13 protein-coding genes and 1 rRNA gene are annotated in these 13392 nt (G+C 71.6%); 2 read left to right on the forward strand and 12 right to left on the reverse strand.

Annotated features, from left to right (window positions below; translation table 11 throughout):
* Positions 1–12: 12 nt before the first annotated feature.
* From J7E87_RS08695 to J7E87_RS08715, 5 genes are all read right to left on the reverse strand, one after another.
* On the reverse strand, positions 13–804 hold the full coding sequence (locus tag J7E87_RS08695; RefSeq protein ID WP_215091686.1) for a hypothetical protein: 792 nt from the start codon (positions 802–804) through the stop codon (positions 13–15).
* Between the two features lie 128 nt (positions 805–932).
* On the reverse strand, positions 933–2684 hold the full coding sequence (recN, locus tag J7E87_RS08700) for a DNA repair protein RecN (protein WP_215091688.1): 1752 nt from the start codon (positions 2682–2684) through the stop codon (positions 933–935).
* Between the two features lie 233 nt (positions 2685–2917).
* A complete protein-coding gene (locus J7E87_RS08705) occupies positions 2918–3871 on the reverse strand; it encodes an NAD kinase (RefSeq protein WP_285427306.1) in 954 nt (317 codons plus the stop codon).
* Positions 3868–4680: a TlyA family RNA methyltransferase gene (locus J7E87_RS08710; RefSeq protein ID WP_215091693.1), complete on the reverse strand. Its 813-nt coding sequence runs from the start codon at positions 4678–4680 to the stop codon at positions 3868–3870. Before J7E87_RS08710 ends, J7E87_RS08705 begins: the two co-directional genes overlap by 4 nt.
* A 7-nt stretch (positions 4681–4687) precedes the next feature.
* The gene (locus tag J7E87_RS08715; protein ID WP_215091695.1) at positions 4688–5014 is read right to left on the reverse strand and encodes a hypothetical protein; all 327 of its coding nucleotides are present in this window, start codon (positions 5012–5014) and stop codon (positions 4688–4690) included.
* A 42-nt stretch (positions 5015–5056) separates the two neighbouring features.
* Here J7E87_RS08715 and J7E87_RS08720 point away from each other — a divergent pair, with 42 nt between their 5' ends.
* Positions 5057–5404, forward strand: coding sequence for an SCP2 sterol-binding domain-containing protein (locus J7E87_RS08720; protein WP_215091697.1), 348 nt, complete (start codon positions 5057–5059; stop codon positions 5402–5404).
* Here the strand turns inward: J7E87_RS08720 and J7E87_RS08725 are convergent.
* Genes J7E87_RS08725 through J7E87_RS08740 form a run of 4 tightly spaced genes read right to left on the reverse strand, consistent with a single transcriptional unit; the run spans position 5388 to position 9420 of the window.
* Complete coding sequence (locus tag J7E87_RS08725; RefSeq protein ID WP_215091699.1) at positions 5388–6191, reverse strand: ABC transporter ATP-binding protein; 804 nt, start codon at positions 6189–6191, stop codon at positions 5388–5390. The two genes, J7E87_RS08720 and J7E87_RS08725, sit on opposite strands and share 17 nt — an antisense overlap.
* A gap of 35 nt (positions 6192–6226) precedes the next feature.
* Positions 6227–7291, reverse strand: coding sequence for an iron chelate uptake ABC transporter family permease subunit (locus J7E87_RS08730; RefSeq protein ID WP_215091701.1), 1065 nt, complete (start codon positions 7289–7291; stop codon positions 6227–6229).
* Positions 7291–8343, reverse strand: coding sequence for an iron ABC transporter permease (locus J7E87_RS08735; protein WP_215091703.1), 1053 nt, complete (start codon positions 8341–8343; stop codon positions 7291–7293). The genes J7E87_RS08730 and J7E87_RS08735 overlap by 1 nt, the downstream gene beginning before the upstream one ends.
* A 48-nt stretch (positions 8344–8391) precedes the next feature.
* Positions 8392–9420 carry an HAD hydrolase-like protein gene (locus J7E87_RS08740; RefSeq protein ID WP_215091705.1) on the reverse strand — a complete coding sequence of 343 codons (1029 nt, stop codon included), beginning with the start codon at positions 9418–9420 and terminating at the stop codon, positions 8392–8394.
* A 72-nt stretch (positions 9421–9492) separates the two neighbouring features.
* On the opposite strand from J7E87_RS08740, the gene J7E87_RS08745 reads away from it, so the two are divergent.
* The gene (locus J7E87_RS08745) at positions 9493–10773 is read left to right on the forward strand and encodes a DUF1015 domain-containing protein (protein ID WP_215091707.1); all 1281 of its coding nucleotides are present in this window, start codon (positions 9493–9495) and stop codon (positions 10771–10773) included.
* A gap of 65 nt (positions 10774–10838) precedes the next feature.
* On the opposite strand, the gene J7E87_RS08750 is transcribed toward J7E87_RS08745, so the two are convergent.
* From J7E87_RS08750 to rrf, 3 genes are all read right to left on the reverse strand, one after another.
* A complete protein-coding gene (locus J7E87_RS08750; protein WP_215091709.1) occupies positions 10839–11600 on the reverse strand; it encodes a tetratricopeptide repeat protein in 762 nt (253 codons plus the stop codon).
* The gene (locus J7E87_RS35850; protein ID WP_215091711.1) at positions 11600–12976 is read right to left on the reverse strand and encodes a hypothetical protein; all 1377 of its coding nucleotides are present in this window, start codon (positions 12974–12976) and stop codon (positions 11600–11602) included. The genes J7E87_RS08750 and J7E87_RS35850 overlap by 1 nt, the downstream gene beginning before the upstream one ends.
* A gap of 194 nt (positions 12977–13170) precedes the next feature.
* Positions 13171–13287, reverse strand: a 5S ribosomal RNA gene (rrf, locus tag J7E87_RS08760).
* Between the last annotated feature and the right edge of the window lie 105 nt (positions 13288–13392).

Genomic DNA, 13392 nt, shown 5'->3' on the forward strand with positions numbered 1-13392 from the left:
TCGCGGGATCACTCACATGGGGGAACCGGCAAGCCGGCTGACCTCGTCCCCGTATACCGCCGCGGCGATCAGGCCCGCCGCGTGAACGGCCAGTCCCGCGCGGCCGTTGCCCGCGGCGATCGCGGCGCCGAGGGCCGCGCCCAGGGCGTGGGCTCCGGTGTCGCCGAGCATGGTCCGCTCGCCCAGGTCCTCGGTGAGGACCGCGGCGGCGGCACCCATGGGCGCCGCCGCGAGGGCGCCCGCGGCGCCGCGCCGCAGCAGTCCTGGAGCGCCGATGCCGAGCACGGCGACGGCGGCCCGACCCGGGGCGACGTCCACCAGGTTCACGAGATGCGCGGTTCCGGCGATCACGATTCCGGCGAGCAGCTTGTCGGCCGGACGCTCCTTCAGCAGCGCGCCCGCGGCGAGCCCCGCGGCCCCGATGCCGAACAGCTTGACGGCCCCGCTGGTCACCTCGCGCTGCCGGAGCGCGGCCAGATGCGCCCGGAACCCGCGGCGCGGGTCACCGGCCCCGGCGATGTCGTCGTACGCCCCGCAGGCCCCGGCCGCGACCACCGCGAGCCCTGCCGCGCCCCGGGTCCGGGCGGGCACGGTCCCGAGCGCGGCCCCCAGCGCGGCGCCGACGGCCACGGCGGGCCCGGCGTAGAGATCGACGGTGCGGCCCGCGTAGTTCTTGCGCTGCCACTGGGCCGGGTCTCCCGGCGCACGCCTGCGCAGCGCTTCGTATACGCCGCGGGTCGCGCCGACGGCGGTGACGAACGCTGCAACACGGCTGCCGGGCCTGGGATTCTGCGCTGCTCGCATACGCCCCACCTTAGGGCGGCGGCTCCCCTGCCGACCGGGGGCCTGCGCCCCACCACCGGCCGTCCGGCCGTCCGTCAGGAGACCCGGCAGCAGCGTCCGCCCAGGTACAGCCTCACCGTTTCCCCCGGCTACCCGTCCGCCCTGGCCGTCGCCAGCAGTTCTTCCGCGTGCGCCCGTGCCGTCTGCGAGTCCTCCTGGCCCGCCAGCATCCGCGACAGCTCGCGCACCCTGTCCTCGCCCTCCAGGACCGTGACACCGCTTCGCGTCACCGAGCCGTCGTTGGTCTTCTCGACCAGCAGTTGACGGTCGGCGAACGCCGCCACCTGCGGCAGATGCGTCACGACCACCACCTGAGCCGACTTCGCGAGCTTCGCCAGCCGCCGGCCGATCTCGACCGCCGCCTTGCCGCCCACGCCCGCGTCGACCTCGTCGAAGAGGTACGTGGGCACCGGGTCGGTCCCCGCGAAGACCACCTCGACCGCGAGCATCACGCGCGAAAGCTCACCGCCGGAAGCCCCCTTGGCGATCGGCCGCGGCGGCGCGCCGGGGTGCGGGGCCAGCAGAAGCTCGACCTCGTCGACGCCGGAGGGGCCGTACGCCACCGGGCGGCCGCCGACCTCCACGCCTTCGGGATCCTCGGTCTGCCGGATGTCGAACGACACGCGCGCGTGCGGCATGGCGAGCGAGGCCAGTTCCGCGGTGACGGCCTCGGCGAACCGCGCCGCCGCCTCCGTGCGGGCATCGGTCAACGCCTGGGCCAGACCCGACAGTTCGCCCCGCAGCGCGTCCCGCTCCGCCGTCAGTTCGCCGATCCGGTCGTCGTCGCCGTCCAGCTCGGTGAGGCGCTCGGCGCCCGCCTCGGACCAGGCAAGGACGGCGGTGACACCTTCACCGGTCCCGCCGTACTTGCGGGTGAGAGCGGTCAGCGCGGCTCGCCGTTCCTCCACCGCTGCCAGCCGCAGCGGATCGGCGTCCAGATTGTCGGCGTACCCGGCGAGTTCTCCCGCCACATCGCCGAGCAGGATGGAGATCTCGCCCATCCGGTCGGCGAGCGCGGCCAGCGCCGGGTCGTGGGAGCGTACGGCGTCGAGCGCCCGCCCCGCGCCCGCGACGAGCGTGGTCGCGTCGACGCCCTCCGGGTCCTCGGGGTTGCCCGCGAGCGCGGCGTGCGCGACGGACGCGGCGGACGCGAGCGCCTCCGCGTGGCCCAGCCGCTCGGCCTCGGCGGCGAGTTCGACGTCCTCGCCCGGCCGCGGCTCGACGCCCGCGATTTCGTTCAGCCCATAGCGGAGCAGATCGGCTTCCTGGGCGCGCTCGCGGGCGCGCGTGGTCAGCTCGTCCAGCTCGACGGAGACGGCGCGCAGCCGCCGGTACGCGGCCGCGTACTTGGCATGCGGCCCGGTCACCGCGCCGCCCGCGTACCGGTCGAGCGCCTCCCGCTGCCGGGCGGGCCGCAGCAGTCCCTGCTGGTCGGTCTGGCCGTGCACGGCGACCAGTTCGTCGGCCAGCTCCGACAGCATGCCGATCGGCACGGACCGGCCGCCGAGGTGGGCGCGTGAGCGGCCCTCCGCGGAGACGGTCCTGCTGATCAGCAGAGTGCCGTCGTCCAGTTCGGCGCCGGCCTCCTCGGCCCGTACCGCCGCCGGGCCGCCGGCGGGCACGCTGATCCGCCCCTCCACGACCGCCGACTTCGCGCCGATCCGCACCAGGGCGGGGTCGGCGCGCCCGCCGAGCAGCAGCCCCAGGCTGGTGACGACCATGGTCTTGCCCGCGCCCGTCTCGCCGGTCACCGCGGTGAAACCGGGCGACAGCTCGACGACCGCGTCGTCGATGACTCCGAGCGACCGTATCCGCATCTCCTCCAACACGGACCTGACCATACGAGGTTTCCCCCATCCGATGCGACGTCGCCCCGCCTCTCGGCACGGTATGCGGGGGAAACCGGTGCCCCGGAGGCCGGGCGGGGAGTCACTCTCCGGAACGCGGCTCGTTGACCGTACGGCTCCCGCCTCGCGCCGGGATGGTCCGCTCGTACCCATTTTGGGTGAGCTCCAGATGCTTTGCTCCCCGCGCACGCGGTGATGGCCCCAGCCCCCTCACCACGGCGCGACGCTCAGTCCGGCGCGCCGCGCCAACCCGACACCGGCAGCGCGAACTTGGCCACCAGACGGTCCGTGAACGACGCGTGGTGCAGCCGTGCAAGACGTACGGGAACAGCCCCGCGCCGCACCACCACCCGTGCCCCCGGCGGAAGTGTGACGGTTCTGCGCCCGTCGCACCACAGCACCCCGTGCGGCGTGTGCGGCTGTACTTCAACCGCGAGCACCGAGGTGGGCGAGGTCACCAGCGGCTTGGCGAAAAGGGCGTGCGCGCTGATCGGCACCATCAGCAGCGCCTCCACCTCCGGCCACACCACCGGCCCGCCGGCCGAGAAGGCGTATGCCGTCGAGCCGGTCGGCGTCGCGCACACAACGCCGTCGCAGCCGAAGGCGGTCACCGGGCGGCCGTCGATTTCGAGGACGACCTCCAGCATCCGGTCGGGCGAGACCTTCTGCACGGCCGCCTCGTTCAGCGCCCAGTCCCGGTGCACGATGTCGCCGTTGCTGTGCACGATGACATCGATGGTCATGCGCTCCTCGACCTCGTAGGAGCGCGTGACGACCCGGTCGACGACCTTGTCGAGGTCGTCTCGCTCGGCCTCCGCGAGGAAGCCGACGCGCCCCAGGTTCACGCCGAGCATCGGTACCCCGGAGGCCCGGGCGAACTCGGCGCCGCGCAGCAGCGTCCCGTCCCCCCCGAGCACGACCAGCAGCTCGCAGCCTTCGAGTGCGCCGGGGGTCGCCTCGCGGACCGTCTCGACAGACGGCGGCAGCGGCAGGTCGGCCGCCTCCGCCTCAAGGACGCGTACGCGCAGACCGCAGCGCAGCAACCCCTGTACGACGAGTTCGGCGCTGCGGATCGCCGCGGGCCGCCCGGTGTGTGCGAGCAGGAACACTGTTCGTGCTTGCGTCGCTGCCGGTGTCGCCGCCGATGTCGTTGCTGGTGTCGTTGCTGGTGTCGTTGTCAACGAGGTCCCTCCGCCACTGCACGGTCGACTTCCGCCGGATCGAGCTCGGGCGCTCCGGCCCGGAGCCACAGAAAATACTCAACATTGCCGGAGGGACCCGGCAGCGGACTGGCGGTGACGCCCAGTACGCCGAGCCCGAGCTCCGCCGCCTTGCGCGCCACGGCCCGCACAGTGTCCGCCCGCAGCTCTGGACTGCGTACGACCCCGCCGCTGCCGAGCCGCTCCTTGCCCACCTCGAACTGCGGCTTGACCATCAGCACCAGGTCCGCGTCGGGAGCCGCGCAGCGCACCAGGGCGGGCAGCACCAGGGCGAGCGGGATGAAGGAAAGGTCCCCGACCACCACGTCCACAGGCTCTCCGATCGCCTCCACCGTCAACTCGCGTACATTCGTACGGTCCTTGACGGTGACGCGTTCATCGCTCTGCAAAGACCATGCGAGCTGTCCGTAACCGACATCGACGGCGACCACGTGACCGGCGCCCGCCCGCAGCAGTACATCGGTGAAGCCGCCGGTCGACGCGCCCGCGTCCAGCGCCCGCCGTCCCTCGACCTTCAGGCCGAGCGGCACGAAGGCCTCCAGCGCTCCGGCGAGCTTGTGGCCGCCGCGCGAGACGTAGTCGGGGTCGCCGTCGTCCGCCACGACGACGATGGCAGCGCTGGTCTCGACCTGAGTGGCGGACTTCGTCGCGGTGTTGCCGCCGACGGTCACCCGCCCCGCGGCGATCAGCTGGCTCGCGTGCTCCCTCGAGCGTGCGAGGTTGCGGCGTACCAGCTCGGCGTCGAGGCGGCGGCGGGCCACTCCTGCCACGTTCGGTTCAGCTCCTGTGGTTGTACGAGGGTGAGGGCTGGGGACGTGCGTCGAGCGCGGTCAGCGCGTCGCGCAACCCCCGGTGTACATCCTCGTACACCTCGAGGTGTCCGTCCGCCGGGAGGTGGTCGGCGTCGACCAGTCGCTCCAGCTGGGCGTCCACGCCGGCGTCGCCGGTGGGTACGCGCTGCACGCCGAGGGGCGCGGGCGCGGCCGGTTCGTACGCTTGGGCGTCCGCCGCCGCGGGCTCGGGGCTCCCCGGCGCCACCTGGGCCCCCCGGATCTCCTGGATCCCCTGCTCCTGGACCTGCGGGCCCGGCATCGAATCGCTCATGCCCAGACGCTATCGCGAAGCCCTGCGGTACCGTCGATCACGATGGCGACAACGGAAGAGTGCCGCACCGCACTCGACAAACTCTCGGACAACCTGGCACAGGCGGACGGCGACGTACGTGGCGCGGCCGCGCTCGACCGATCCCTCAGCTGCCACATCAAGGATCTGGACATCACCTTCACCGGGCGGCTGGACGACGGCCGGATCGCGGTGGCCGACACCTTCCCGGGTCCGCCGCGCGAGAAGGCGGAGATCCGCCTGGCGATGACCGGTGACGACCTGGTGGCGATGGTCAACGGCGAGCTGAACTTCGCGAAGGCCTGGGCCTCGGGCCGGGTCAGGCTCGAGGCCGGCTTCCGCGATCTGCTGCGCCTCAGGACACTGCTGTAGCGCTGCGCCTCCGGGCGGCCGGCACCACCAGCGGCGTCCCGGACTCCGGATCATCGATGACCTGGCTCTTCACCCCGAAGACGCGCTCCACCAAGTCGGCGGTGACCACGTCCGCGGGCGGGCCCTCGGCGACGACCTGCCCGTCGCGCAGTGCGATGAGGTGCGTCGCGTAACGGGCGGCCTGGTTGAGGTCGTGCAGTACGGCGACGAGTGTCCGCCCCTGCGTCTCGTGCAGCTCCGCGCACAGGTCGAGCACTTCGAGCTGGTGCTGGATGTCGAGGAACGTCGTGGGCTCGTCGAGCAGCAGCAGCGGGGTCTGCTGGGCCAGCGCCATCGCGATCCATACGCGCTGCCGCTGCCCGCCGGACAATTCATCGACATAGCGCTCTGCCAGTTCACCGACTCCGGTCGCGGCCATCGACTCCTCGACAATCCGCTCGTCCTCGGGCGACCACTGGCGCAGGAGTCCCTGGTGCGGATAGCGGCCGCGCGCGACCAGGTCCGCGACAGTGATCCCGTCAGGCGCGATCGACGACTGCGGCAGCAGGCCGAGCGTCCTGGCAACCTTCTTCGCGGGCAGCAAGTGGATGACCTGCCCGTCGAGCAGGACCCGGCCCTGAGCCGGCTTGAGCATCCGGGACAGGGCGCGCAGCAAAGTCGACTTCCCGCAGGCGTTCGGACCGACGATCACCGTGAAGGAGTTGTCGGGGATGTCCACCGAGAGGTTCTCGGCGATGACGCGCCGGTCGTAGCCGAGGGTGACCGATTCGGCGGTGAGGCGCTGCATGGGGGGCGTACTCCTGGATCGGGGGTTCACGGGGTTCATATGCGGCCCGCCTTGCGTTCGGTGACCAGCAGCCAGAGCAGATAGCAGCCGCCGAGCACCCCGCTCACCACACCGACCGGCAGTTGGCGCTCGCCGAAGGCGGTGGTGGCCACCCAGTCGGCGATCAGCAGCAGCGCGGCGCCCATCACCGCGGCCGCGGCGAGGTTCGGCCCCGGCGAGCGGGTCACCCGGCGGGCGAGCTGGGGCGCGCTCAGCGCGACGAAGGCGATCGGCCCGGCTGCCGCGGTGGCGACCGCGACGAGCACCACGCCCGAGCCCATCAGCACCATGCGGGTGCGTTCGACCGGGACGCCCAGCGCGTACGCCGCGTCGTCGCCCATCTCCAGCATCCGCAGCGGCCGCCCGTACATGAGCACCAGCGGGACCAGGACGGCGCACATCCCGAGCAGCGGCCAGACCTGGGCCCAGTCACGGCCGTCGAGCGAGCCGGTCATCCACAGCGTGGCCCGGCCGGCGTCGACCAGGCTGGCCCTGGTCAGCAGATAGTGGTTGGCGGCGGTGAGCATGGCGGCGACGCCGATGCCTACGAGGACCAGCCGGTAGCCGTGCACGCCCCGCTTCCACGCCAGCAGATAGACCGCGACGCCGGTCACCACCCCGCCGACGACCGCGCCACCCGCCACCGCGACCGCCCCGCCGTCGAAGAGCACGATCGCGCTCAGCGCGCCGACGGTCGCGCCCTGCCCGAAGCCGATCACATCCGGACTCCCCAGCGGATTGCGGGAGATGGACTGGAAGATCGCGCCGCTGAGGGCGAGGGAAGCGCCGACGAGCAGTCCGACGAGCACCCGCGGCAGCCGCAGGTCCTTGACGATGAACTCCTGCGCCGGGGCGCCGTTCCCGAGGAGCGTGGCGATGACCTCGCCGGGCGAGATCGGGAAGTCGCCGCTGCCGATCAGTACGACTCCGGCGGCCAGGACGGCCGCGGCGAGCAGCAGGACGACGGCGGCCGCCCTTGGATCGACCCGCACGGAGAGCCCGCCGGGAGTGCGTATCGCCTTCACGGCCTTCACCCTCACGGCCATTACCCTCACGGCCATCACAGCTGGGCCATCCTCTTGCGGCGTACGAGATGGATGAAGACGGGCCCGCCGATCAGCGCCGTGACGACGCCGACCTGGAGCTCGGAGGGGCGGGTGACGACCCGGCCGACGACATCGGCGCCGAGCAGCAGGACGGGCGACAGAACGGTCGCGTACGGCAGGATCCACCGCATGTCGGGTCCGGTGATGGTGCGCACCAGGTGCGGGATCATCAGCCCGATGAAGACGATCGGCCCGCAGGCGGCGGTGGCCGCCCCGCACAGCAGCGTGACGGTGAGCATCGCGAGAGCGCGCGTACGGTTCAGATGCGCGCCGAGCGCGTGGGCGGTGTCGTCGCCCATCTCCATGGCGTTGAGCGGCCGCGCGAGCAGCAGCGCGAGCACCACGCCGACGCCGATGAACGGTGCCACCTTGCCAATGGTCGCCATGTCGGCCGAGGCCAGTGAGCCGACCGTCCAGAACCGCAGCCGTTCCAGGGCGGCGGCGTCCAGCAGCTGTACGGCGTTGATGTAGCCGTAGAGCGCGGCAGTGGCCGCGGTCCCGGCGAGCGCGAGCCGTACCGGAGTGGCGCCGCGGCTGCCGCCGAGGATGTACACGAGCACGGAGACCACTGCCGCGCCGAGGAACGCGAACCACACATAGCCGGTGAGCGATGTGACGCCGAGGAAGCTGATGGCGGATACGACGGCGGCCGACGCGCCCGCGTTCACGCCGAGCAGCCCGGGTTCCGCCAGCGGGTTGCGCGTCAACGCCTGCATCACGGCGCCCGCGAGGCCCAGCGCCGCGCCGACGATCAGACCGAGCAGGGTCCGCGGCACGCGCACATCGTGGACGATCACGTCATTACCGGCACCCGCGTTGTGGAACATGCCGTGCCACACGTCGGACAGGGGGATCGACTTGGCACCCACGGCGATGCTCGCGACACACACCAGCAGCAGGAGACCGACGGACACCAGCAGGCCGGTGGCGCGCACCGCGTGGCGCCTTTGGGACGCAGCTGCGGATATCGGCTCCGCGCTCTGTTCGGGGGGACTGTCGACCAACACGAGGTTAGGTTAGCCTACCCTCCCATCGATCAAGCCCCCGGACGCGGCCTACAACCCCAGCCGGGACAACGCCTTGCCCGGGTCCAGCGTGCACACGCCCTCCCCGGCCTGCGTCCACGCGGCCGCGCACAGCGCCCGCAGCCCGTCCATCGACTCGCCCTCGCCGTCGAGCGCCAGTTCCTCGTCGCGTGCGGACGCGGTCCACCCGCCGCACGTGAACCCGCCGTCCCCATCGGCCACTTCGGGCTGCCCGGTCAGCATCCCGCGCAGATCGGCATCCACATAGGTCGGCCGGTGCTCGGGCGGCGCGGCCAGCAGCTGCGCCGCGTCGGTCACCCCGGTCAGTACGAGCAGCGAGTCCACGCGCCCGTTGAACGCGCCCTCGATGTCCGTGTCCAGCCGGTCCCCGACCACCAGCGGCTTGCGCGCGCCCGTACGCAGGATCGTCTCCTTGTGCATCGGCGGCAGCGGCTTTCCCGCCACCTGCGGCTCCGCGCCCGTCGCGATCCGTACGACCTCGACGGCCGCACCGTTGCCGGGCGCGATCCCTCGCGCGCTGGGAATCGTCAGGTCGGTGTTGGACGCGAACCACGGCACACCCCGGGCGATCGCGTAACACGCCTCCGCGAACCGCCCCCAACGCAGATCAGGACCGCCGTACCCCTGCACCACCGCCGCCGGATCGTCGTCCGCTGACTCCACCGGCTCAAGGCCCCGCTCACGAAGCGCGACGCGTAGTCCCTCCCCGCCGATCACCAGCACCCGGGACCCGGCCGGCACCTGCTCGGAGATCAACCGGGCGACGGCCTGCGCCGAGTTGATGACGTCCGACGCATTGGTCGGCACACCCAGCTCGGTGATGTGCGCGGCCACGGCCTCGGGCGGCCGCAGCGCGTTGTTCGTCACATACGCGAGGTGCATTCCCCGCTCCCGCGCCGTCAGCAGCGAATCCACAGCGTGCGTGATCGCCTCGCCGCCCGCGTACACCACGCCGTCCAGATCGAGCAGTGCCGTGTCGTACGCCTCGCTCAGCGCCGTAGCGCTTCCGCCGGGCCGGTTCCTGCTCTGCTGGCTCATTCGTTTCCGCTCCTCACTCGGGTGCCACTCCCCCGATCATCGCTCATCCGCGCACCCACATACGATGCACGAATGAACACAGAAGGTCCCGCGGCCAATGACGGTCTGCACTTGATCCCGTTCCGTGGACTGCGCTACGTCCCCGAGCGGGTGGGCAGCCTCGCCGCCGTGACCTCGCCGCCGTACGACGTCGTCGTCAGGCCCGACGGACTGCTCCACCTCGAGTCCGCGGACCCCCACAACATCGTCCGGCTGATCCTCCCGCAGGCGACCACCGCGAGCGCCCGCCACCAGCAGGCCGCCGAAACCCTCACCCGCTGGCTGGCCGACGGCGTCCTGGCCGCGGACCCCGAGCCGGCGCTGTATGTGTACGAGCAGCGCCAGGGCGACATCCTGCAGCGCGGAGTCATCGGGGCGCTCGCCCTGTCCGAGCCGTCCGAAGGAGTCGTTCTCCCCCACGAGGACGTGATGCCGGACATCGTCGCGGACCGCGCGGCCCTGATGCGCACCACCGCCGCCAACCTGGAACCACTGCTCCTCACCTACCGCAGCATGGGCAGCGCGACCGGCGCGACCGCCGTCGTCGAACGCACGGTCCTGCGTTCGCCGCTGCTGGCGACCACAACGGAGGACGGCTTCAGCCATCGCCTGTGGTCGGTGACGGACGCCGCCGATCTGGCCGAGATCCACGCCGACCTGTCCGACCGTCAGGCCCTGATCGCCGACGGCCACCACCGCTGGGCGACGTATCTGCGACTTCGCGCCGAACACTCCTCGCCCAGCCCGTGGAACTACGGCCTCGTCCTGCTGGTCGACACGGCCCGTTACCCGCTGCGGGTCCGCGCCATCCACCGTCTGCTGCATCGCCTCCCGGTCTCCGAGGCGCTCGCCGCGCTGACCGGCACCTTCCGCGTCCAGCGCCTGGAAGTCCCGCTCCCGCAGGCCTTGGAGGCCCTCGCGGACGCGGCGGCCGAAGGGAACGCCTTCCTCCTCGCGGGCGACGGCGCCTTCCACCTCGTCGACCGCCCGGACCCGGGACTGCTGTCCCGCACGGTGCGCGCCGACCGCCCGGAGGCCTGGCGCACGCTCGACGCGACGGTCCTGCACTCGACGCTCCTGGACGACATCTGGCGGATCCCGGACACCCCGGAACACATCGCGTACATCCACGACACCGAGGCGGTCGTGACGCAGGCCGAACTCCGCGGCGGTACGGCGGTGTTGATGCATCCGGTACGGGAAGAGGTGGTACGGGACCTCGCCCGCGAGGGTGTCACGATGCCCCGCAAGTCCACGTCGTTCGGCCCCAAGCCGGCGACGGGCCTGGTGCTGAGAAGCCTGGCGCTGGACTAGGGGGTATACGGGCAAACGAAAGGGCGGCACCCCGGCCGGGGTGCCGCCCTTCTCGTTACCTGCTGCTACTCGGACTTGTCACCGTCGACATCGTCGGACGCGTCATCCGGGTCGGATACGTCGTCTGTGTCGGTGGCGTCGTCCGCGCCGTCGGCATCATCCAGGTCGGTGGCGTCGTCCGCCTCGTCCGCCTCGTCCGCGTCATCCGTGTCGATGGCGTCGACGAACTCCACGCCGTCCAACTCCGCGAGTCGGTCCGAGGCGTCGGTTGCCCCATCCTTGTCCGCTTCGAGCGCCTTGGCGAACCACTCACGCGCCTCAGCCTCACGTCCGGCCGCCAGCAGTGCGTCGGCGTACGCGTAACGCAGCCGCGGAGTCCAGGGCTGTATGGAGTTGGACGCCAGCTCGGGGCTCTGCAGGGTCACGATGGCCGCGTCGATCTGCCCCATGTCCCTGCGCGCGCCGGCCGCGACCAGCCGCATCTCGACCTGACCCGCCTTGTCGAGCTTCTGCACCTCGGGCTCACCGGCCATCGCCATCGCCCGCTCGGGCCGCCCGAGCCCACGCTCGCAGTCCGCCATGACGGGCCACAGCTCAACGCTCCCGGTCATCCGCCGGGCCGCCCGGAACTCGGCCAGAGCCTCCGCGTACTTCTGCGTCGCGTACGCCGCGAAGCCCGCGGCCTCGCGCACGGCGGCCACACGCGAGGCGAGCCGCAGCGCGATCTTGGAGTATGCGTACGCCTGCTCCGGGTCCTCGTCGATCAGGTTGGCGACCATGACGAGGTTCCTGGCGACGTCCTCGGCAAGACCCTTGGGCAGGCTCATCAGCTCCTGCCGTACGTCCTTGTCGATCTCTTCGCCCGTGACGTCGTCGGGAATCGGCAGCCGCTTGATCGGCTCGCGGTCCCCGCGGTCGCGGTCACGGTCGTCGCGGCGTCCGCCACCACGGTCGTCCCGGGACCCGCGAGAGCCACCGCGGTCGTCGCGCCGGTCACGGTCATCGCGCGGCCCGCGGTACCCACCGCCGGAACGGTCGTCACGCCGGAACCCGCCACCACCGCCGCCTCCGGTGGGACGTCCACCACGGTCGTCATCACGACGCGGCCCACTCGGCCGGTCACGGTCGTCACGCCGGAACCCGCCGCCACCACCGCTTCCGCTGGGACGCCCACCACGATCGTCATCACGACGCGGCCCACTCGGCCGGTCACGGTCGTCACGCCGGAACCCGCCGCCACCGCCACTACTGGGCCGAGAGCCACGGTCGTCGCGCTGCCCACCGCGGTAGCCACCACGGTCGTCGTCGCGACGGACGGACGGACGCTCATCACGGCCCCGGTCGTCACGCCGGAATCCACCCGGACGCTCATCACGCTTGTCGTCGCGCCGGTCACGGTCATCGCGCGGCCCGCGGTACCCACCGCCACCGCCACTGCTGGGGCGAGAACCGTAACTACCACCACTGCTGGGGCGAGAGCCACGGTCGTCACGCTGGCCACCGCGGGAGCCACCACGGTCGTCGTCGCGACGGACCGACGGACGCTCATCACGGCCCCGGTCGTCACGCCGGTCGTCACTGCGCCCGTAGCCGCCACCACTGGGACGTCCACCACGATCGTCGTCACGACGCGGCCCACTCGGCCGGTCGTCGCGACGCCCATAGCCGCCGCCACCACCGGAACGGTCATCGCGCCGGAACCCGCCGCCACCACTGCTGGGGCGAGAGCCGTATCCGCCACCGCTCGGGCGCGAACCACGGTCGCCACTGCTGGGGCGGGAACCACGGTCGTCGCCGCTCGGACGAGAGCCGTACCCGCCACCACTCGGGCGAGAACCACGGTCGCCACTGCTGGGGCGAGAACCACGGTCGTCGCCGCTCGGACGAGAGCCGTACCCGCCACCACTGCTGGGACGAGAGCCGTATCCGCCACCACTGGGGCGCGAACCACGGTCGCCACTGCTGGGGCGAGAACCACGGTCGTCGCCGCTCGGACGGGAACCGCGGTCGTCGCGCTGCCCGCCTCGGTACCCACCACGGTCATCGTCCCGACGCGGACCACGGTCGTCACGACCCCGGTCACGGTCTCGGTCATCGCGACCACCGGGACGGTCATCACTTCGGTCATTACGTCGATCGTCACGACGCGGACCACGATCACGATCCCGGTCGTCACGGCCACCGCGGAAGCCGCCCCGCTCACCACCGTCCTTACGACGTGGCTCGCGCTCCGGACGATCGTCGGGAGAGTTGGTGGACATCGGCGTGACTCCTGTCTTCGGGTACTGCAGTCATTCTCGCGCAGCCGGCCTTCGGACGCGCTTTGTAAAAGCAAGGCAAAACAAAAAAGGACCCATGGTCCAGCATGAACGCTGGACCATGGGTCCTTGAAAGATTGTTCGGCGGCGTCCTACTCTCCCACAGGGTCCCCCCTGCAGTACCATCGGCGCTGAAAGGCTTAGCTTCCGGGTTCGGAATGTAACCGGGCGTTTCCCTAACGCAATGACCACCGAAACCCTATCGGGCTCTAGCGAACAAGCACACTCTTCAATTAAGTAGTGAAACTAGTTCAACCGGTGCGACTGTTCGCAACCCGGGAACTAACACAGTGGACGCGAG

The sequence above is a fragment of the Streptomyces sp. ISL-1 genome, assembly GCF_018614585.1.
In the GTDB taxonomy this organism is placed as follows: Bacteria; Actinomycetota; Actinomycetes; order Streptomycetales; family Streptomycetaceae; genus Streptomyces; species Streptomyces maoxianensis.

Coding starts and splice junctions, on each gene's coding strand:
- J7E87_RS08740 (WP_215091705.1), bottom strand. CDS start 9,420: ATGAGCCAGCAGAGCAGGAACCGGCCCGGCGGAAGCGCTACGGCGCTG.
- J7E87_RS08720 (WP_215091697.1), top strand. CDS start 5,057: ATGGCGACAACGGAAGAGTGCCGCACCGCACTCGACAAACTCTCGGAC.
- J7E87_RS08695 (WP_215091686.1), bottom strand. CDS start 804: ATGCGAGCAGCGCAGAATCCCAGGCCCGGCAGCCGTGTTGCAGCGTTC.
- J7E87_RS08725 (WP_215091699.1), bottom strand. CDS start 6,191: ATGCAGCGCCTCACCGCCGAATCGGTCACCCTCGGCTACGACCGGCGC.
- J7E87_RS08715 (WP_215091695.1), bottom strand. CDS start 5,014: ATGAGCGATTCGATGCCGGGCCCGCAGGTCCAGGAGCAGGGGATCCAG.
- recN (WP_215091688.1), bottom strand. CDS start 2,684: ATGGTCAGGTCCGTGTTGGAGGAGATGCGGATACGGTCGCTCGGAGTC.
- J7E87_RS08750 (WP_215091709.1), bottom strand. CDS start 11,600: ATGAGCCTGCCCAAGGGTCTTGCCGAGGACGTCGCCAGGAACCTCGTC.
- J7E87_RS08730 (WP_215091701.1), bottom strand. CDS start 7,291: ATGGCCGTGAGGGTAATGGCCGTGAGGGTGAAGGCCGTGAAGGCGATA.
- J7E87_RS08745 (WP_215091707.1), top strand. CDS start 9,493: ATGAACACAGAAGGTCCCGCGGCCAATGACGGTCTGCACTTGATCCCG.